14 protein-coding genes are annotated in these 21,181 nt (G+C 38.5%); 8 read left to right on the plus strand and 6 right to left on the minus strand.

Features of this window, described 5'->3' with window-relative positions; genetic code table 11:
* Positions 1 to 1,446: PepSY-associated TM helix domain-containing protein (locus GQR46_RS03400; protein WP_165739934.1), on the minus strand; the 1,446-nt coding region annotated here is incomplete at its 3' end.
* Between the two features lie 674 nt (positions 1,447 to 2,120).
* On the opposite strand from GQR46_RS03400, the gene GQR46_RS03405 reads away from it, so the two are divergent.
* Entirely contained in the window at positions 2,121 to 4,169 is a 2,049-nt protein-coding gene (locus tag GQR46_RS03405; protein ID WP_165739936.1) for a TonB-dependent receptor, read from the plus strand.
* 115 nt (positions 4,170 to 4,284) lie between these two features.
* On the opposite strand, the gene GQR46_RS03410 is transcribed toward GQR46_RS03405, so the two are convergent.
* Positions 4,285 to 4,965, minus strand: coding sequence for a LytTR family DNA-binding domain-containing protein (locus GQR46_RS03410; RefSeq protein WP_165739938.1), 681 nt, complete (start codon positions 4,963 to 4,965; stop codon positions 4,285 to 4,287).
* Entirely contained in the window at positions 4,959 to 6,467 is a 1,509-nt protein-coding gene (locus GQR46_RS03415) for a sensor histidine kinase (RefSeq protein WP_165739940.1), read from the minus strand. Before GQR46_RS03415 ends, GQR46_RS03410 begins: the two co-directional genes overlap by 7 nt.
* Before the next feature lie 343 nt (positions 6,468 to 6,810).
* Here GQR46_RS03415 and GQR46_RS03420 point away from each other — a divergent pair, with 343 nt between their 5' ends.
* Both GQR46_RS03420 and GQR46_RS03425 read left to right on the plus strand, forming a co-directional pair.
* Positions 6,811 to 7,674: an ABC transporter ATP-binding protein gene (locus tag GQR46_RS03420; RefSeq protein ID WP_165728998.1), complete on the plus strand. Its 864-nt coding sequence runs from the start codon at positions 6,811 to 6,813 to the stop codon at positions 7,672 to 7,674.
* Positions 7,668 to 10,823 (plus strand): M1 family metallopeptidase, encoded by a 3,156-nt coding sequence (locus GQR46_RS03425; protein WP_165739942.1) that lies wholly within the window; start codon positions 7,668 to 7,670, stop codon positions 10,821 to 10,823. The genes GQR46_RS03420 and GQR46_RS03425 overlap by 7 nt, the downstream gene beginning before the upstream one ends.
* Before the next feature lie 72 nt (positions 10,824 to 10,895).
* On the opposite strand, the gene GQR46_RS03430 is transcribed toward GQR46_RS03425, so the two are convergent.
* Both GQR46_RS03430 and GQR46_RS03435 read right to left on the minus strand, forming a co-directional pair.
* Entirely contained in the window at positions 10,896 to 11,411 is a 516-nt protein-coding gene (locus GQR46_RS03430) for an ankyrin repeat domain-containing protein (protein ID WP_165739943.1), read from the minus strand.
* A gap of 134 nt (positions 11,412 to 11,545) precedes the next feature.
* Complete coding sequence (locus GQR46_RS03435; protein ID WP_165739945.1) at positions 11,546 to 13,072, minus strand: catalase; 1,527 nt, start codon at positions 13,070 to 13,072, stop codon at positions 11,546 to 11,548.
* A gap of 427 nt (positions 13,073 to 13,499) precedes the next feature.
* Here GQR46_RS03435 and GQR46_RS03440 point away from each other — a divergent pair, with 427 nt between their 5' ends.
* From GQR46_RS03440 to GQR46_RS03460, 5 genes are all read left to right on the plus strand, one after another.
* Complete coding sequence (locus GQR46_RS03440) at positions 13,500 to 14,174, plus strand: HAD family hydrolase (RefSeq protein ID WP_165728995.1); 675 nt, start codon at positions 13,500 to 13,502, stop codon at positions 14,172 to 14,174.
* Between the two features lie 210 nt (positions 14,175 to 14,384).
* Positions 14,385 to 16,106, plus strand: a complete 1,722-nt coding sequence (locus tag GQR46_RS03445) for a membrane protein (RefSeq protein WP_024591939.1) — start codon at positions 14,385 to 14,387, stop codon at positions 16,104 to 16,106.
* Positions 16,107 to 16,166: 60 nt separating this feature from the next.
* A complete protein-coding gene (locus GQR46_RS03450) occupies positions 16,167 to 17,690 on the plus strand; it encodes a mannitol dehydrogenase family protein (protein WP_165739947.1) in 1,524 nt (507 codons plus the stop codon).
* A gap of 2 nt (positions 17,691 to 17,692) precedes the next feature.
* Complete coding sequence (locus GQR46_RS03455) at positions 17,693 to 18,610, plus strand: carbohydrate kinase (RefSeq protein ID WP_007584308.1); 918 nt, start codon at positions 17,693 to 17,695, stop codon at positions 18,608 to 18,610.
* Positions 18,611 to 18,879: 269 nt separating this feature from the next.
* Complete coding sequence (locus GQR46_RS03460; RefSeq protein ID WP_004334688.1) at positions 18,880 to 20,349, plus strand: carbon starvation CstA family protein; 1,470 nt, start codon at positions 18,880 to 18,882, stop codon at positions 20,347 to 20,349.
* 87 nt (positions 20,350 to 20,436) lie between these two features.
* Here the strand turns inward: GQR46_RS03460 and GQR46_RS03465 are convergent, their stop codons facing one another.
* Positions 20,437 to 20,955 carry a TetR/AcrR family transcriptional regulator gene (locus GQR46_RS03465; protein WP_101163235.1) on the minus strand — a complete coding sequence of 173 codons (519 nt, stop codon included), beginning with the start codon at positions 20,953 to 20,955 and terminating at the stop codon, positions 20,437 to 20,439.
* Positions 20,956 to 21,181: the final 226 nt, after the last annotated feature.

The following is a 21,181-nucleotide window of genomic DNA, read 5'->3' on the forward strand; positions in this document are numbered from 1 at the left end:
TTGATAATATTTTAAAAAATCATCAGCTAATAAAGCCTGTATAAGTGTTGAAACTCCCATACCAGCAGATAAAAGTGTAATACCCATTAAGCCCCAATAGCTAGCGTGGTGAGTTCCTTTAAAAAAGGTATAAGCAACAAAGGCAAAAAATACCAAATAGTAACTATAGAGATAGCTGTAATTTGCGTTACCCATATATTGGTTAGTCCATTTAGCTTGTAATAAAGTGGCAACCATTGCAATCATTGACCCTAAGCAAACACCAATTGTTAAATTTGCCATAAATCGTGTACTTCGTTTGTTGGCATCTTGTTTAAAGCGCTTGTCTAGCCATAATAAGTTACCAGAGTAAAATAAGAATGCGCCAAGTAGCCCCATAACAAAATACCCCCAACGTCCCCATTCACCTCCATAAGTACCAAAGTGAAGTGAAAAGAAACTTCCTACTATATTACCCCAAACACCATCATCTCCTTGCGGATAGCTTGAGTTAAGTACTTCTAATGTATAGGGGTGTAAGAATAAGTAGTCGGTATCAGGTCCGCGAACGACAGCGCTGCTATTACTCATTTTTAATGTTGCTGTCGGACTGTTTGTATTTAAACGACTAAATGTAATGTGAATTGGCTCATAACCTGGGGCGTAGTTTTTTGCCGCTAGGAGCTGCTTATTTATGCTTGGTAAGTTTGCAATATGATAATTATGTGCTGCTGGGGCAGGTCGTTGAAAAAAGGATTTATCGTCATAAAATGCTGATAGACCATCATAAACCAGATCATGAAATGCAAATACCACCACAGTAAACGCTATAATTAAATGAAAAGGCAAGCTGGCGATCCCAACTAAATTATGACTATCGAGCCAAAAGCGACTGGCGCCTTTTTCTTTTTGAATCGCAAAAAAGGTTTTTACAAGCGTAGGTAGTAAAATAATTACGCCAGACACCAATGCTAAAAAGTACAGCGCAGATGCTATACCGAGTATATATACGCCTGATTGGTCGTGCCCAATTTCGCCTGCAAACCCTGCGGTTCGATGTAAGTAATCTATTAAATCTGCAAGTTTATTCTCACTTTGTTGCTGTATTACAAGATCATTTTGCTGGTTTAGATAGAGTACCTGTAATTGATTATCAAGTTTCATCCCGCGCTCTTTACCTTGGCTATACCAAGATAGTGGCGCTTGATTTGTTAATAAATCGAGAGAAAAACCATTACCCATTTGCTCAGGGTACTTAGTTATTGCTTGATCAACTAATATTTGGTGATTGTTAGTGTGTGGTTTAGTCACTGGTGCACTGGCGGGGTTTGCCCACTGTGCTAATTCGTGTTTAAACATGGTTAAACTACCAGCATAAAAACCTATAAAAAGTACTAAACCTGCAATTATTCCTGTCCATGTATGCACGCCTTGGTAGGTACGCAAAATATCGGCTCTTACTCTCATAGCCAATTCCTTAAAATTATAAATAGACTATATAGCGTTATATTTAAGCCCCCAAGTGTCAGCCAAGCATTTTTTGCTGAACTAAACAGGTAGGTGAAGCTAAAAATAGTTAACCATAAAATGGGTATCATCCACATATTAAATTGCACTTTGTCGGGCGCATCTATGCCTCCCGCTCCGTACCATGCAAAAAAAGCAACGAGAATAAACGCTAGCGCTAGCCCTAAAAAACAACCAGCCAAACTTTTGCCAAGCCAAGTTGGTTTTATTTTTTGCCTTTGTGCAGATGACATTATTTTACTTCCTTGTGTTTAATCAGGCTTACGATCGGAATTATTATTAAAGCGAGCATTATCATTAAAATGATAAAAAATACGGCTGCCGCATTAGAAAAAGCATATAAGGCTAATGGTATTGCAATAACAAAAAGGATAAATGCGAGCTTGCGCCAGCTTTTGTTAATGGGTTTGCTTAGAAGTCGTTGGTGGCGGTTACTAAGATAAAACAGGGATGTAGCAGTAAATAAAATAAGAGAAAGGGTAAGTTGCAACATAAATTAAAACACTTATTAATGATATTGCTATTCTAAATGATAACTAAACTCAATTGCAACAAGTGTGTGTTTGTGCTATTTTTTCGAAAAATAAAACAACTATCCATAAAAGGAAATAACTGTGGTAGCTTCATTTAAGCCTAATAAACTTTCACTACTGATTACAAGCTCTTTGTTATTGGCTCAAAGTAATGCATTTGCTGATGAAACAAGTCGAGAATCAATAGATACAATTATTGTAACAGGCGAAAAAATCGAAAGGTCACTCAAAGATACGATTACATCGGTTGCAGTGGTAGATAAGTCACTATTAGAAAATGGACAACTAGGTTCGGTTTCAGAAGCTTTGGCAGAAATGGCAAATGTAGTGGTACTTACTGGAGCCGTGCCAGATATGCGCGGTGTGTCGGGTAATGGTGGTGCAACAGGTTTTAACTCATTTAGTGGAGGCTCTAAAGCAAGAGTATCAACGCTTGTTGATGGTGTAAGTCAGCCATTTGTAGCTGATTTAACCGGTGATACAGGTTTGTGGGATATAGATCAAATAGCGGTATACCGTGGACCGCAGTCAACTAGCAATGGTCGTAATAGCATTGGTGGTGCAGTTTATATGACAACCAAAGCACCAACACAAGATTTTGAAGGTGCTGTACGCGTTGGGTATAGAAATCAAGATAGTTACCTTGATACAGCCGCTGTTGTTTCGGGGGCTTTAATTGAGGATGTACTAGCATTTCGTTTATCTACTCAATATGTAAATGGTGAAACCTTTAGCAACCCAACGATACATGAAACCAATCCAACAGATAAAAACTTAAATCAGCTTAATACCAGTAGTACGCGTGCAAAATTACTGTATACCCCAACGACCGATTTAGCTGTACAGCTAACTTACTCTACCTACAGTGAAGAGGGTAATACAGGTCGTAAGTACTTTGAAGGTGATGAACCGTTTGATTATGTGCCTTTATTTCAGCGCGATATGGATACCCAGTCAGACACGACTCAGGTAAATATTGATTATAAAATAAATGATAACTTTTCGTTCGATATACTACTCGCATATATGGATTATGAATGGGGCTTTGAAGCATATGAGGCACTTGCCAGTGCGGAGTCTGATATTTCTATGGATGAAAAAAATATCACAATTGATAGTAAATTAAACTTTGGCTTAAATAGTGATTTTTATTCGGGCTTTGTAGGTATTGCTTATTTTGACCGTGAACAAGACTTTAAAAGCGTTGGTGCAACCAATTATTTTGGTGACGATAGTAGTGACTCTAAAGCAATTTATGGCGAAACAAGCTTTGAGTTAACAAATGAGCTTACGTTAACAGCGGGGCTGCGAGTTGAGCGTGAAGAACAACTTCGTAATTTTGATATGGCTTTTGGTGGCAGCAGATTAGTTGAGCAATTAGATAATTCTAATACGATAAAACTACCTACGGTAGCTGTTCAATATAAAGTAACTAATAACACTACCTTATCGGCAAGTGCTCGTCGTGGTTATAACGCTGGTGGTGGTGCCTTAGATTTTGCTGCACAAGAATACTATTACTACGAGCAAGAATCAGTAAATACCTATGAAGTAGGCTCGCGTAGCGTACTAAATAATGGTGATTTAAATATTAGTGCTAATATTTTTTACAATAACTTTAATGGTTATCAAGCTTTAAGCTCAAGTCGAAAAATCACTAATATTGACGATGCGCATAGCTATGGCTTAGAACTTGAAGCATATAGCATGCTAGGTGAGCAATGGCAGTTACATGCAGGGCTAGGTTTATTAAAAACTAAAATAGATGAATCAGCGACTTATTCAGATGCAGTGGGTAACGAATTAAACTCAGCACCAGAGCTAACTGCAAGTTTAGGTTTATCGCATTGGTTTACAGATAGCTTAAAGTTAAATGTGAGCGCTAATTATGTAGACGATTACTATGGCGATTTAACTAATACAGAAGAGCGTGTTGCCGGAGGTTATACAATTACGCGTGCAACAATAAGCTATAATAGCGATCATTGGTTGGTGAGTGCTTTTATTAATAATGCATTAGATGAAGAAGCATTTACGTCAGTTGAGCCTGCAAGTGGTCGTTACCCAACGGGTTATGTTGCGGTAGTGAATCCTCAAACGTTAGGTGCTTCAGTAACGTATCGTTTTTAACGTGCTTCTAAAATAATGAATTGGAAATTGTAACGCTACTTTTTAAAGGTAAAATAATTTAAAGCCCTAAAGCATTAGGGCTTTTAAATAAAGGGGAACTTTAACCGAGCTTAAATTAAATAATGTCGCGCACTTGTTGTTTAAATGACTTGCCAATTTTAACTGACACGCCTGATGCTAGTTGAACGCTTTCATTACTTAACGCAACAACTTTATTTTTGTTAATAACGTAAGATTTGTGGACTTGAATAAATGAAGTATCAAGCTCTAGCAATATGTATTTGAGAGTACTGCTTGCAAGTAATGCTTTTTCACCTTGCCATACTTTTACATAATTTCCATACGCTTCAAACATGTCTATGTCGCTTAATTGAATTTTATGTTTTTTACGATCGATTTTAAGCGTAATAGTCAGAGGTGCCTTGGAATTTAGCGTTATGTGTTTTCTTTTTTTCCGTACTTTATTGAGTGCTTGTTCAAGGCGTTGCGCAGAGACTGGTTTTAGTAGGTAGTCAGTTACGTCAAGTTCAAAACCGGCTAAAGCATATTCTTGATACGCACTAATAATAATCACTTGTGGTCGATTCGCGAGCACTTTTAGTAATGCAATGCCCGATAGTTCGGGCATGTTTATGTCTAAAAATAACAAATCAATAGATGATGTGGCTAAAGCACATAATGCATCTTTAGCGTTAAGGTATTGTCCGCTTATATTAATATCTTTATGGGCACTTAAATGATGCAGTATAACGTCATGCGCGAGCGGCTCGTCATCAACAATTATTGTGTTTAGCATGCAGCCAGCTCCAATTTAAGTGTGGTTTGCCAAAGGTTTTTATTTTCATTAATAATTAATGTGTGCTTATTTGGATATAAAAGAGTCAACCTACGGCGTAAATTGTTAAGTCCCATCCCATGCTCTGAATTGTTATTAGGTAGAATAGGGTTGGAGGAAAATAGCGTTAGTATGTTATCGGCCATGGTGATTTTAAACACAACCGTTACTTTTTGTGACGTGGGCTCTACACCATGCTTTATCGCGTTTTCTAAAATCATTATTAACAGTAGTGGCGAAATAAAATAGTGTTGTTGATATTCAGGCCATTGCACATCAAAGTTACAGCGCTCAGCACTTCGTAAACGCTGTAATGCAATAAAACCTTTTAAGTAATTGATTTCTTTTTCTAAACTCACCTGTGCTTTTTGACCTTCGTAAACACTGTAACGCAGTAAATTAGCTAATTGCATAACAAGATCTGGTGCATTATCTGCTTTTTTTAATGTCAGCGCGTAAAGGTTGTTTAATGTATTAAATAAAAAATGAGGGTTAATTTGCTGCTGAAGTAGCTTTAGCTCTGTTTTTGTTTGTTGCTGAGCAATGTTGCTAATTTGAACGTGTTGTTGCTGTCGTTCAAACGCTAAAATAATCGGTGTGCTTATAGCCAAAAATAAAAATACAAACTGATAATTTTCAGGGCAGAAAATATTATTATTACCACCAGGTGTTAAGTTAGCAATGCCTGCAGGTAAATCGTTAATAGGTAACAGTAGCAAGCACGATGTTAATACAGGTGTAAGTGCAACGAGGCTTATTAAACTTGCAAACAAAAACATCAGTACACCATGATAGGTTAATACGTAGCGTATTAATAAATATCTATTTAATAAATACACTCCATATACTAATCCGGCAGAAACAGTAATTTGCCAAAGATAACCCAAAAAAGTATCAAACTGTGTGAATACTTTATAAACGTCAATAACAGGCTCAACAGGCTGGTTTAACATAGGATCAGTGTGCGTATTGAGTATGCTTGATGTAACAATTGCCCAACCTAAAAGTACTATAAATACGACTGTATCAAGTGAAAACAAGGATTTAAGCCATTTATTACTCAACACATTGTTATTTTTACTAGTGCGTTTAGTAATAAGCCATATACCACTTGCAGATGCGCACAATACCCAACATTGTGCATCAAGGTATTGCCATTGCGAAAAGTTAAGAAGCTGGTTATTAAATACTAGCAAGAGAGATGGATAGGCTAAAAAGCCTGACAGCCAAACTATGATTGCGGGTGTAAGTAATAAACGATATGCAAACGCATGGGCAATAAAAAAGGGAATACACTGTAAAAAAAGTTGAATGTTAATAGCCAGATATTGGCTCGTTGAATCCATATGTGATGACAAAAAGCGTATATGAGAGTCGAGCATAATAGCAGCAATTAGCGGTAAAAAAATTATTAGCTGGGTAATGCTAAAGCGTTGCCATATTGGTGTATTGGCTTGCTGCATATGTGACTCCATTTTTATTATAGTTTCTGAGCGGGTACGCTCAGATAAAATTGTCTTTTTATTTTAAACATTACCTTTGCACAATTCACTACGCTGAGCGCGCTAGTTTATCCATAAAACTGTTTCAATCATAATTTATTTTTAAAATAATTATTTCATTTCATAGGGTTAGTAACCGTTTTAAGCACACTAGTCCGTTTATTTAAATGATGAAAGGTCATATTTAAATGACCAACGTTACTTTTTTATGTTCATCATTTATTTCAAGACGTTAACCATTGTTTTCTCGCTTGTATTGACTTGTTTTCTTAAGCTGGTGCTATACCAATTAAGGAAGAAACTAATGCTTACACTGAAAAATATTAACAAAAAATACGCAGATGGTACGCAGGCTTTGAATGATGTGACGATCACTCTACCCGCCGGTATGGTTGGTCTACTTGGCCCAAATGGGGCGGGTAAATCAACACTTATGCGCACACTCGCGTGTTTACAAAATGCCGACTCCGGACATATTAATTTTAATGGCCTTGATGTAATTAGCCAACCAGATGCGCTTAGATCGCAGCTAGGCTATTTACCACAATATTTTGGTGTGTATCCCAATATGAGTTGTCGAGCGTTACTTGAGCATATTGCCGTATTAAAAGGTATAGATGGTAATGCACGCAAAAACCAAATTAATAGTTTACTTGAACTAACCAATTTGACTCAGTTTGCTAATAAAAAGGTCGTTAATTTTTCGGGAGGAATGAAGCAGCGTTTTGGTGTGGCTCAGGCTTTGTTAGGTAACCCAAAGCTAATTATTATGGATGAACCCACTGCTGGGCTTGATCCCGTGGAGCGAGAAAGTTTAAACAATTTACTCGTTAGTATTAGTCAAAATAGGTTGGTATTGTTATCGACCCATATTGTTGAAGATGTAGAAAATTTATGTCACTACGTGGCCATTATAGATCAAGGAGCACTCATACAAAGCGGTGACGTAAAAGAGTTACTAGTTCCTTTAGAAGGTAAGATTTGGCAGCTCGAAAGTTTACCTACGGGCATACCAACTCAGCATGTATTAAGTAAGAGCCATCGCTATGGTAGAGCGTCATTTCGTGTGTATGCAGACACAGCGCCTGCACACAATGCAATAAATTCGCCCGCTACGCTTCAAGACAAGTACTTTTTTGCACTTAATGAAGGAAGTCAAACATGTTAATTTTTAATGAGTGGCGATATGCAGTGCGCCAACCACTTGTTTGGCTGTGCATTATTATACCTTTGGTATTTGCGGTTATGTTGTCCTCTGGGCTTGCAGCAGTTGAAGTTGATTCGTTAAAACAATTTAAGTTAAATATTACAATGCTACAAATGATGCAGTTACCTGTGCTTGTAGGAGTATTGGCACCCGTTATATTTTTACGAGATCAGCACGCGTCAATGCAGGAGCTTATTTATGCTACGCAAACTAGTTTATTTAAGCGCAGTTTAGCAAGAGTATGCTTACTGATTTTCTTGGTTTTTATTATCAGCTTAATTAGCGATTTAGTAATGATATACATGCATGTAAGGCAATTGGGCTATATACCAAATGTGGTTTATTTTACTGTATTTAATAGCTTTTTAGTATTGTTACCAAATAGCTGCTTTTTAGTTGTTATTGCCTTTTTTGTTTGCCATAAATCAGCTAATTCATTACCCAATTATGTTGTTTTTACGGTGTTGTGGATAGGCTACATAATGCTTGCAAGTATTACCGGAAATCCAATGCTTGCTGGAAGTAGTATTATAAGCAATCGCTTTTATACATTATTTGTTTGGCTTGACCCTTTTGCATACACTGCCGTAATAAACAGTTTAACCAATTCATTAGGGGCTTCATTTGCTATTAATCGCGTTGTTGTGAGTATGCTTGCTGTTGGTATTTTTTATATTACTTTTAGTAAAAATAAAAAACACACATTATTAAAGAGTAAAAAAACTAAAAATACTAACGAATACATTCGTTACAACACGTTAAAACCCGCTGAATATAAAACAGCGAGAGTCACGCAAAAGCCATTTTTGATGATGGCCAGTTTATACAAAACTACGCTGGTTAATTTGGTTTCACACCCTGTTACTTTACTGATTATTTTTGTTTGGCCGGTGATGGTTTTTAATAGTGTTGCCTCGTCGTCTGGTTATGTTGAACCAATGAGTGTTATGAGCACCACAAGCCTTGATGCAATTAGCTATTATGCATTTGATATGCAATTGTTGTTTGGCACTTTATTAATGGCTTTGTGGAGCTGGCAAGTAAGCTGCTTTGCTAAATACTATAATATAGCTGAGCTGATCGCTGCTACACCGCTCAAAACATATTACTTTTTAAACAGTCAGTTATTGGTCCTAGGTACTATGATATTGGTTTTTTTAACAATGAGCTTATTAGGGGCAAGTGCAGCTCAGTGGTTTTTACACAGTGCATATCAATTTGAAGTACATTTAACCATTTTATTTTTGATGGCAATTGTGCTTGCCATTATTGCGTGTGTATTTTTGTGTGTATTTAATTTGTGTCGTTCGCAGCTTATTGCGGGTTTGCTAATTGCTGTTATTTTACTGATCAAATTTACACCGATAATGACTTATCTTGGTCTTACGCATACATTGTGGAGTGTTGGTTGGACGCCTTTGCAGGCACCTGATAACTTTTGGGGTTATCGTGCAAGTATAAGTAGTTATTGGCCTTATATATCAGTTTGGTTAGTGGCGTGTATAAGTTTAGTTATAATTACGGGAGTTTTTAATCACCGAGGTGCCGGGTTGAGCCAAAGAGTAATGGGGGTTAAACATTTTTGGTTACTTATACCTTTACTTATCACTGTGGCGCTATTTACTCAATTACATTTAAGACTGGTTGAGGAGAAGCCTTTAACCAACTCGCATAAACGCGAGGCATTTAAAGCACAATACGAAAAAGCATTCTCACAATGGCGCAATGTAGCACAGCCAAGCATTATGCACATTGATGCTAATGTAGACTTTTATCCGCATCAGCAGCAAGCTCATTTTTCCTTAATATATACCTTAAAAAACACCCATCAAGCCCCTATTAAAGAGATATTGGTTGGGCGCTCTGGTTTTTATAAATGGGCCGATATTGAAATCGATGGCGCGCAAAGGGCTAAAAGCTTTCCCTTGCTTAATCAAGCTGTGTTTAAGTTTGAGAATGAAATGCAGCCAGGAGAAATACGTAAACTAGTTACACGGTTTGATGTTCATCAAGCTAAGCTTTGGCCAGTAAGAGGCCATCAGATAATAACCCCTGAATTTAGCTATATACGATCAGTGCCTTTATTGCCGACTGTTGGCTATCAAGGTAATTATGAATTAACCGATCCGATACTTCGTCAGCAACACGCACTTAAAGTGAAGTCGGTTATTAGACCCACGAAGCTATTTGCTAAAACGGTGAAAGCAAGTACTCATTACCAGTGGCTTACTATGTCGAGTAAAGTGAGTACAACAAGTGGTTATCAGGTTATAACCCAAGGAGAGGAAATATCACGTACCAGCAAAGATGACCGCGAAATATTTCATTTTGAGACTCGTGCACCCATAAATGCAATCCCAGCTTGGGTGACGGTGCCTTATTCCCCTGTTACCAAGCAGCAAAATGGCGTGATGTTAAACGTGTTTGCTAAAGATAAAAACGAGCCAGCACGAGCGGAGTCTATAGCTATAAACCTCAGCGCAATGGGCGATACAATAAAATGGCTTAATAATATAAGCCCTTATAGAGCAAAACAATTGAGTTTAATAGGCTCGCCTAGTGTTGGTGCTACAGGTTATGCATTGCCGCAACTTATACTTATTGAAGACAGTGTTGGTTTTAGATCAAAGCCAAGCGCTAATGCAGGCTTTGATCAACGCTATCGCCGTGCAGTTCACGAAACCGCTCATCAATGGTTTGGCCATGATATTGGTAATGGGGTACTTTCAGATAGCGCTTTTTTAGTGGAGTCTATGGCAAAGTATATTGAGCTTGTTGTTATAGAGCAGCGTTATGGGAAAGCGACAATGCAAGCGCTGGTTGAGTATGAAACAACACGCTACGAGCAAAGTATGTTGATGAACATAAAGGAGCGATCAGCCTTAGTTGATGCTACACAAAGCTTTGACCAATATTCGCAAGCAACTATTGTCTTTGCTAAGCTACGCGCTGCTATTGGGGATGAACCCATTATTAATGCGCTCAAGTTGGTTTGGGAAAATCATGGTTATCCAAACAGTCCCGCCAATTCTATGGATTTTATACGAGCATTAAAACATGAAGCTGGAAAAGAACAAGAAAGCTTAATAAACACACTGTTTTTAGAGTAAGTACGTTTAATTTGAACATATATTTAGTAAATCAAAAGCCCTAAAGTTTTAGGGCTTTTTGTTGCGTGCAGTTTATTTTGCATTATTTACCTGCGCTAGTAACTCTATAACTTTTTGTTGACCAAATGTTTGTGCAAATTGCTCGGCTGTTTGACCGGCTTTGTTTTGATGCGCGTTATCGCAATCAAGTGATACGAGTGTTTTTGCAATACTAAATTCACCTCTGAATATAGCGGCCATAAGTGCTGTGTTACCCCGGTTATCTTCCATGCAAGCATTAGCGCCTAAGTGTAAAAGCGTGTTTACCGTGTTTTTATTACCGTGATAAGTGGCAATCATTAATGCGGTGTAACCTTTATTGTTGTAACTGTCGATAGGAATACCGGCATCTACAAATTGCTCTATTACAGCTGTGTCGTTTGTACGTGCTGCGGCAAAGTAATAAGCAAATAAGCTTTGGTATTGTGTTTTTGCAGAATGTTGGCTTTCAACTTGCGTACTGGGTGTTTGTGTACTTGGGGTATTTTGAGCGTAAACGCTACTGGTAAAGCTCAGTAGTAGAGCGACTATAATTAATAAATTACGCATAACAATTGTCTCTTATAAAAAGAGGAAGGGGGTTATCCCTTCCTCATAATTGTGGTTGCTTATATAGCTGCTTGCTTAGTTGGGACTAATTTTTACAACTGATTACTTACAGCTAGTTAATTACAACTAGCTACTTACAAGTTAGCGGCTAGTTGTTTAACCATTTTAAGGTCGCCGTTTACAGCTTTAGTTAAGCGTGTACCGTACTCAGTATCAGCTTTGTAAAAGTGGCTAAGCATTTTGTGTTTAACACTGCTGTTTTGCACTTTACCTAAATCGCCTGCTAGGTTATTAATTAGGTTTGTACGTTCTTGTTTGCTAAAACCACGGTATATAACACCTGCTTGCGCGAAGTTTTGCTGCTTTTTAATCGCGGCTTGTTGTACAAAGCCTTTAAGCTCTGTGTTACTTCTACGTGCAATTGGGTTTTCAGCTACGTTTTCTTGGCTTGGCTGGTAGTTCACATTGCTTGTTGTATTCCCGTAGTTCATTGCGCCGTCTTGGTTGTAGTTAACCACTTCAACTTTTGCACGGTTAATTGGCAATTGCTGGTGGTTAGCACCTAGGCGGTACATTTGTGTATCAGCGTAAGAAAACATACGACCTTGTAATAAGCGGTCTTCTGATGGCTCAATACCTGGAATAATGTTTGCCGGTGCCATTGCTACTTGTTCTGTAGATTGGAAGAAGTTAGTTGGCATACGGTTTAAGGTCATTGTTCCTACTTTAGTTTCTTTAATGTCTAACCACATTTTTGTTGCATCTAACGGGTTGTAATCAAAGTCATCAAGTTGCGACGGATCAAGCGTTTTAATGTACAGATCCCATTTTGGGAAATTGCCTCTGTTTATTTCAGTGTATAAATCTTGTGTTAAATGCTGAAAGTTTTGGCTTTGTACTTTTGCCACTTCTTTTGCGTCAAGGTTATCAATGCCTTGCTGGCTTACCCAATGAAACTTAACGTATTTAACATCACCCGATTTATTAATCATTTTGTATGCATGTACACCCCAACCGTCCATTTTACGAAGACTTGCTGGTGTACCGTAGTCGCTGTAAACCCACGTTAGCATTTGTGTAGAACCTGGTTCGTGTGAGAAAAAGTCAAATACACGGTTAGGATCTTGAATGTTATCAACCGGAGATGGTTTTAAAGAGTGAACCATGTCTGGAAATTTAATCGCATCACGAATAAAGAACACAGGTAAGTTATTACCTACTAAATCCCAGTTACCTTGGTCTGTGTAAAACTTAGTTGCAAAGCCACGTGGGTCACGCAGTGTTTCTGGGCTACCTTTTGAGTGAATTACTGATGAAAAGCGAACAAATACGTCTGTTTCTTTACCAGCTTGTGCAAACGGTGCTGCAATTGTTAAATCGTCTAGCTCTTTTGATGCTACAAACACACCGTGTGCGCCAGTACCACGAGCATGCACAACACGCTCAGGAATACGCTCACGTGCAAAGCGTTGTAGTTTTTGAATTAGTTGCACGTCTTCTAGTAATACACTGCCACGTTCGCCTGCAGTAATTGAATTTTGGTTGTCGCCAACAGCTGCGCCGTTATCTTTAGTAAGTGTTGTTGCTGCGCTTGCCGGTAATGCCATTGCAAGTGCTAGTGCAGTTAGTGTTAATTTTGTTTTGTTTATTTGAGTATTCATTGTCGACCTCATCTATTTAAAAGTGCCGGCAGTGGTGCAGGCTGTTAATCTGTTAACGATAGTATTGACTTTATTAACTTCGGTAAAACTGATTAATTAGATTGATGTGATTTGTAAAACAGATGAAATAAATTAACAGGAGCACTTTTTACGTTAACGGAATTTTTTTACTACGACCTTGGTCGCAATATGCTTTTATAAAGTTGATTAAATACAAAGGTTTTTAGTTTTATCTGAGTGTATTTTCACCAAGCTGGTGCGTTTTATACTTACAGTGTGTTGACATATTCGTGCAATAAAGGGAATATGCTCAATCGGTGGGCTTATGCTCATTATTGAGTTGCACTAAAAAGCTGCACAATATTAATCGCGCTTAACTCGTTATACTTAAATTAGCTAAACCAAACAGTTTTAATAAGGTGACAAGATGAATACTAACATTGAGCTAGTGATATTTGATTGTGATGGCGTTGTTATTGATAGCGAAATTTTAAGCGCACAAGTACTCATTAATATGCTTGTTGAAAAAGGCGTTGATATTGACCGTGCTTATGTACAGCAACACTTTTTAGGCTGCAATTTTAAAACAGTAAGCCAAAAAATAGCGGATGCATTTAATGTCACTCTTCCTGAAAGCTTTGAAGGTGACTACCGCGAAGCACTGTTAAACGAATTTGAAACCGGGCTAACCACGACTGACGGTATAAAAGACGTACTTAACAATTTAGCTGTGCCTATTTGTATAGCTACTAGCAGCAGCCCAGCACGCACCGCAAAAGCGTTGAGCGTAGTGAGTTTAAGTAAGTACTTTAGCGATACGGTTTTTACCAGCAGCGAAGTTAAGCGTGGCAAACCAGCACCCGATTTATTTTTACATGCAGCTAAACAAATGGGTGTAAAGCCAGAGCATTGTTTAGTGATTGAAGACAGTAAAGCCGGCGTAAATGCAGGAATCGACGCCAACATGCAAGTACTGCATTACAGCGGTGGGCAACATATGCAAGGCTCTGTTAATCATGTGCACAGTGCTTACCCAAATGTTGATCATTTACCGCATTGGCAAGATTTTTTTAGTGCATACCCTGCACTTAAAAAGCAGTAAACACGCGGCTTTTTAAATAAACAAAGTTTTAAACGTGATTTGCTCGCCTTACACACTGACAGGCAAGCAAACGCAAAATATAAATGTAGATGGTTTTGCTTTACTAAAAATAAAACAAGACATGGCGAAACATCATGCGTTTATAAGCCAAATTATAAAAGGCAAAGTATTTAGGTATTAAATCTTTTGCTGTTAACAATAGGAAATACCATGGCAACGAGTCCACACACACAAACATTTAAAGATGTAAACGAAGAGCAACTTCCTGTTGCTAATAATAAGCTTCACGGCTGGAAACATTTTGCAGGGCTATATGCTGGCGAACATGTTGCGGCTACTGAATTTGTTATTGGTGCAACGTTTGTTGCATTAGGCGCTTCAACCATCGACATTCTACTGGGTTTATTAATAGGTAACCTGTTAGCAATGTGTTCTTGGTGGCTGATTACTGCACCCATTGCAGTAGAAACCCGCTTAAGTTTATATAACTACTTAAACAAAATCGCTGGTAACTCAATGACCAAGCTCTATAACTGGGCTAACGTGGTTATTTTTAGTGTTATATCGGCCGCGATGATCACGGTATCCTCCACCGCCGTGCGGTTTTTGTTTGATATACCTGCACAACTTGATTGGTATCCAAATAGCTTTTGGTTTGTAGCCATTGTTTTAGCTGTTGGCTCTATTGTTGTGTTTGTTGCGATGTATGGCTTTTCTACGGTTGCTGACTTTTCGAAACTGTGTGCGCCGTGGCTATTTGTTATATTTATTGCAGGTTCGTTCGCGTTATTCCCTGAGCTTTCAAATCACGTATTAGGTTCTACCTCTTTAACTAGCTTTAGCGACTTTATGACCATAGGCGACTCCTCCATATGGACGGGCACCAATGCCGATGGTGAAAAAGGTATTGGCCTATTAGAAGTGATTGGCTTTGCATGGGCTGCTAACTCAATTACTCACTTTGGTTTAATCGACATGGCTATTTTTAGATTTGCTAAACGCAAAAGCTATGGTTTGTTTTCTGGTGTGGGCATGTTTTTTGGTCATTACTTAGCGTGGATCTCTGCCGGTATTATGGGCGCAGGTGTTGCGGTATTACTTAAAACAACTATTTCATCACTTGATCCGGGCGATGTTGCATACCATGCATTAGGTTGGACTGGTTTTGTTATTGTAATTATTGCCGGTTGGACTACAGCTAACGCAAACCTTTACCGTGCAGGCCTTGCAGCACAATCTATATTTGTTAATCAATCACGTGAACGCACAACCGCTATTGTAGGTGTTGTAACCGTGATTATTGCGTGTTTCCCGTTTGTATTTTCACAAATGCTTCCGCTACTTACCTACGCAGGCTTATTAGTTGTGCCAGTAGGCGGCATTGTGTTTGCTGAACATGTGTTATTTCCTAAAATTGGCCTAACACGTTACTGGGCTAAATATAAAAACATTACTCGCAGCGTACCGGCTATAGCATCTTGGGCGTTAGCGCTTGTGTTTGGCTTTGGCTTAAACGCAATTGATGTAATGTCGTTTTACTACTTGTTTATTCCTACGTGGATTTTCACAATTGTTATTTACACGCTTTTAGCTAAAAAATACGGCGCCGGTGAAGATTACACACAAGAGATTGAAGCAGAAGAGCAAGAGCAACGTGATATTAAAGAATATCAAGCCGCTGAAGCTAAAGACATTCCAAAGCCAGTAATTGACAGCTCTGTATTTACCAAAGTACTTAATGCGGTTTCTACGGTTTCACTGGTTATTATTTTTATATTTGCCAGCCAGGTGATGTTTTTCAGTGAAACTATGAGTATGTACAGCGCTAATAAATCGCAATTCGAAATAGCCTGTTTTATTTGTACTGTTATTTATTTTGTTACTGCGTACTGGTCGTTAAAACGCCATAAAGTACTCAATACAGCATCGTAATTACTTATCGTAATACAGTATCGTAATTTATATTTTATTTTTGTTTAGTAAGGTCGCACCATGACGCAACATCAACACACTGACGCTCTAGTTACAGGGCTAAACCAACTAAGCTTGGCTCAATTACCAAGCCATGTTGATACACCAACCTACGACCGTAGCGCAGTTAAAGCCGGTATTGTTCATATTGGCGTGGGCGGTTTTCATCGTGCTCATCAAGCGGTATATGTTAACGAGCTTTTAAAAACCCCAGGCTCTGAGCAATGGGGCATATGTGGTGTTGGCCTTTTAGAGGGTAATCGTGGTCTGCGTGATATTTTAAAGCAGCAAGATTACCTTTATACGCTTACTGTTAGACACCCAGACGGTAAAATAGATAACAAAGTAATAGGCTCAATGATCGACTTTTTGTTTGCTCCAGAGGACAAACAAGCGGTAATTAATAAGTTAGCGCACAGCGATACTAAAATTGTGTCGCTTACTATTACCGAGGGCGGCTACAACTTTAACCCTGCAACGGGCGAGTTTGATTACAGTAATCCAGATATTATTAACGACATTAATAACCCGAACGACCCAATTACAGCGTTTGGTTACATTACGGCTGCGTTAAAACTGCGTAAAGAGCAAGGCTTAGGCGCATTTACAGTGCAGTCGTGCGATAACATTCAGCACAACGGTAACGTAACACGCAAAATGCTTTTAGCCTTTGCTACAGAGCAAGACAAAGACCTAAGTGAGTGGATTGAGCAAAACGTATCGTTTCCAAATGCGATGGTTGACCGTATTACACCGGTATCTAAAAAGAGTGATATTGATTACGTGGTTGATGCATATGGTGTTAGCGACGAGTGGCCAATTACCTGTGAGTCGTTTACACAATGGGTAATAGAGGACACATTTAGTGACTCTCGTCCAAATTGGGATGTTGTTGGTGCTCAGTTTGTTACTGATGTAACGCCTTATGAAACCATGAAAATACGTTTACTTAATGCAGGGCATTCTGTACTTGGTTTATTAGGTTCAATCCATGGCTATGGCACTATTGATGAAACGGTATCGGATGAATTATTTGCCACATACCTGCGTGCTTTTATGGATAAAGAAGTAACGCCAAATCTTGAACCACTTGAAGGCATTGACCTTGAAAGCTACAAAGATACGTTAATAGAGCGTTTTGCTAATCCTAATATTAAAGACAGCCTAGCGCGTATCTGTAGTGAAAGCTCAGCTAAACTGCCTAAGTTTTTAATTGCCACAATTAACGAAAACCTAGTACAAGGTCGAGATGTATCACTGGCAACGCTTGTTATTGCAACTTGGTGTTTATACAGCGATAAGGGTTTAAGTGAAAACGGCGAAAAGCTTGAAATTCAAGATGCGATGCACAAAGAGCTTAATTCTTACGCGCAAGAGACTCAAACTAGCCCGTCTGCACTTTTAAAGTTAACGAGCTTGTTTGGTAAGCTTGAGCATAACGAAACGTTTACTGCTGAATATAAAAAGTCGATTGCTGCGTTGTATGCACCTAATAGTAAAATTAAAGCCATTATGCAGGCTGTACTTGATCAAAAGAGTAACTAATTATGAGCATTTTAATTAATCATAAATCAGGCGAAAACGTAAGTGTTAGCTGCTTTGGCGAAGTGCTGTGGGATTGTTTTGATTCAGGTAAACGCTTAGGTGGCGCGCCACTTAATATGTGTGTGCGTATCAACTCACTAGGCATTAAAGCCGATATGATCAGCGCTGTTGGCAACGACGAGTTAGGCGCTGAGCTACTAGGCGAAATTACTAGCAAAGGCGTAAGCTGCGAATACATTGCTATTAATAGTGACAAAAAAACCAGCACGGTTGAGGTAACACTCGACAGTGGCGGCTCAGCAAGTTATGAAATAGTGGCAGACACTGCGTGGGATAATATAGCGCTTACTGATGAGTTACTTAGTAAAGTTAAAAGTAGCGATGTATTTGTATTTGGCAGCCTAATTGGGCGAAGCGAAGCGTCACTGGCAACATTAAATCAACTAGTTGATGTAGCAAACTTTAAAGTATTTGACGTAAACCTACGTGCACCGCATTACAAGCTAGAAACACTTGTAGATTTAATGAATAAAGCAGACTTTATTAAATTAAACGATGAAGAGCTATACGAAATAGCAAAAGCGATGGGTTGTAAGTTTCATTCGCTTGAACAAAATTTAGCGTTTATAGCACAGCAAACAAATACCGATTACTTATGTGTAACCAAAGGTAGCCACGGTGCTTTATTAACAATCAAAGGCGAGAATTTTTATAATTCAGGTTATTTAATTAGCGTAATTGACACTGTTGGCGCAGGGGATTCGTTTTTAGGTTCGTTAATTTATCAGCTTTGTAGCAACGACGACGCGCAATATGCCGTTGACTTTGCATGTGCCGTTGGAGCAATGGTCGCCGAAAGTTCTGGCGCAACACCTACTTTAACGCATCAACAAATTAGTGAGTTTATGAACCCACTTTAAAAAACATTGTGTGTGAAAGCGGTTATAACGTAAAAGTTTAACCGCTTTTTTTGTGCCCAAAATAAGACGTGTGTAATAAATATTCAATGTGGAGCGTTAAGTGTGCAGGTTGCGTAAATAGTGGCTTATATCGATTATTGTATTAGCTAAACGTCTTATTGTTTGAGGGTTGAAGCTTTGTTATTGTTCGTCGATTATTCACGGATTGAAAAGGCGGGGCGACACACAATGCGCTCTATAACTAAAATACAAAAAGAGAAACGTGCTTTATGATCATCTTTTTTATCTGCCTCACTATTTTAATACTGGGCTATAAGTTTTACAGCCCATTTGTTGAAAAACAAGCCGGTTTGGATTCAACTGCTGACACACCACAAAAACGCTTTAGCGAAGGTGTGGATTACGTAGCCATTCACCCAGTAAGAGCATTTTTAATTCAGTTTTTAAACATTGCTGGCGTAGGCCCAATATTTGGCCCAATTTTAGGTGCTTTATACGGACCAGTTGCACTAGTATGGATTGTACTGGGTAATGTTTTAGGTGGCGCTGTACACGACTTCTTCTCAGGTGTAATGAGTATAAAAGAAGACGGTAAAAGCCTACCAGAAATCGCAGGCCATTATTACAACGTCGTATTTAAAGGCTTTATGCTTGTATTTACTGCCATGCTACTGTTTTTTGTAGGTGTAGTATTTATTATGAGCCCTGCAGGTTTGCTAAGTAACCTTGATTTTTTTGAAGGTACAATACTGGCAAATAATACCTTTTGGGTACTCGCTATTTTAGCGTATTACTTTTTAGCTACCTTGCTACCAATTGATAAAATCATTACTAAGTTTTACCCAATTTTTGGTGCGCTAATGATTGTAATGACAGTGGCAATTGCTATTTCATTACTTATTAATGCGCCGCACTTACCGGTACCAAGTGACTTTTTAGCTTACTTTGAAGCTGATCACGCACATGACTTTTTAGAGCCAAACCCTGATGGATTACCAACATGGCCATTGTTATTTATAACAATTACCTGTGGTGCTATTAGTGGTTTCCACTCTACTCAAGCGCCAATTATTGCGCGTTGTTTAACTAACGAAAAATACGTACGTCCAGTTTACTACGGCGCTATGATGTGTGAAGGTATTGTAGGTTGTGTATGGGCACTTGCTGGTATTGCAGCGTTCCCAGATGGTTACGCGGGCTTAAAAGCATTGCTTGATCAAGGTGGTCCAGGTTTAGTTGTTAACCATGTAGCTAACAGTTACTTAGGTGTATTTGGCGGTATAATGGCAATTATTGCAGTAGCCGTTTTCCCAATTACTTCTGGTGATACAGCGTTCCGCTCATTACGTTTAACCGTTGTTGATGCGTTTAATATTCCGCAAAGTTTACGTAACCGTTTATTAGTAGCGGTGCCTATACTTGCTATAGCGTACTTTATGACGAAGCTCGATTTCTCATTAATTTGGCGCTACTTTGCATTTTCAAACATGCTGCTTTCTACAAGCGTATTATGGCTTGCCACTAAGTACCTGTTTGACCGTGGTACATTCCATTGGATTGCCAGTGTTCCTGCTGTTATAGCAACTGCGGTAACGGTTTCTTATATTGGTACTGCCGCAATTGGTCTTAACTTATCAAGTGATTTAGGTAAACCTATTGGCGCTGTAGTAACAGTGATTGGCTTAATTGTTTTAGCTATTGTGCACTCTAAGCATAAAGTTAAACCAACAGCGGTTTAATAATAATCACATAAGTTATTTCAAGCATTAAAAAAGCGAGCTATTCATAATGAATAGCTCGCTTTTTTTGTGTACTAAATTTAGGTATTACTGAGTTGCAAGTTCAAAGTAACTGTTATCGTCGAGCGTTTTGCTTATCATCATAGCACCCTCAAGCAAGCTCACTGTTTGAATAGCCGCTTTAGTAGGGTTGAGTTCACCATTAGCTAAATGCGCAGCGCTAAGCCATGTTAAATTTTGATTAAAAAAGCGTTTTACTTCAAGGCGTACTTTATCTGGAAGGCTATCGCTTTCGGCTCCTAGCAAACCACATAAACACATTTTACGATCGGTTACTAATGCACTTCTAAAAAGCTGAGTGTACACATCAATAGGATTTTTACCGCTTGCTTTAAGCTCGTTTGGCTCGCCTAACGCAGCTAAAAAAGAATTAGTATATTGATGAGCAAGCTCAGCACCTAAATCGGCCTTAGTCGGAAAGTGATAGTGCACACTGGCGCTCTTAATTCCAACTTCGCTTGCGAGCTCTCTAAAACTAAAATTACTGTACCCGCCAAGGCGCACCTTGTTTTCAGCTGCTTTTAATAACGCTTCTTTTTTACTCACTTTTAATATTTTCCTATCTGCAGTAATACCAATTTTATTAAAACATGATCATTGTATCGCATTAAACAACTCACTAACTGCGTTAAAAATTATTCATATAGAATAACTAGATGTCATAATTTTCGCCTTGTTATTGCGCTATTTTCTTAGCGCAATAATAGATCACTTATTTAATGCAATTGGAATAGCAAAATTATCGACCAGTAGGTAGTTATTTACAAGCGTT

Source organism: Pseudoalteromonas sp. Z1A6 (genome assembly GCF_011378745.1).
Classification (GTDB): domain Bacteria; phylum Pseudomonadota; class Gammaproteobacteria; order Enterobacterales; family Alteromonadaceae; genus Pseudoalteromonas; species Pseudoalteromonas arctica.

Bases quoted from the DNA above. Each gene is read 5' to 3' on its own strand.
- GQR46_RS03410 (WP_165739938.1), bottom strand. From the start codon at position 4,965: ATGCTAAACACAATAATTGTTGATGACGAGCCGCTCGCGCATGACGTT.
- GQR46_RS03415 (WP_165739940.1), bottom strand. From the start codon at position 6,467: ATGCAGCAAGCCAATACACCAATATGGCAACGCTTTAGCATTACCCAG.
- GQR46_RS03420 (WP_165728998.1), top strand. From the start codon at position 6,811: ATGCTTACACTGAAAAATATTAACAAAAAATACGCAGATGGTACGCAG.
- GQR46_RS03425 (WP_165739942.1), top strand. From the start codon at position 7,668: ATGTTAATTTTTAATGAGTGGCGATATGCAGTGCGCCAACCACTTGTT.
- GQR46_RS03430 (WP_165739943.1), bottom strand. From the start codon at position 11,411: ATGCGTAATTTATTAATTATAGTCGCTCTACTACTGAGCTTTACCAGT.
- GQR46_RS03435 (WP_165739945.1), bottom strand. From the start codon at position 13,072: ATGAATACTCAAATAAACAAAACAAAATTAACACTAACTGCACTAGCA.
- GQR46_RS03440 (WP_165728995.1), top strand. From the start codon at position 13,500: ATGAATACTAACATTGAGCTAGTGATATTTGATTGTGATGGCGTTGTT.
- GQR46_RS03445 (WP_024591939.1), top strand. From the start codon at position 14,385: ATGGCAACGAGTCCACACACACAAACATTTAAAGATGTAAACGAAGAG.
- GQR46_RS03450 (WP_165739947.1), top strand. From the start codon at position 16,167: ATGACGCAACATCAACACACTGACGCTCTAGTTACAGGGCTAAACCAA.
- GQR46_RS03455 (WP_007584308.1), top strand. From the start codon at position 17,693: ATGAGCATTTTAATTAATCATAAATCAGGCGAAAACGTAAGTGTTAGC.
- GQR46_RS03460 (WP_004334688.1), top strand. From the start codon at position 18,880: ATGATCATCTTTTTTATCTGCCTCACTATTTTAATACTGGGCTATAAG.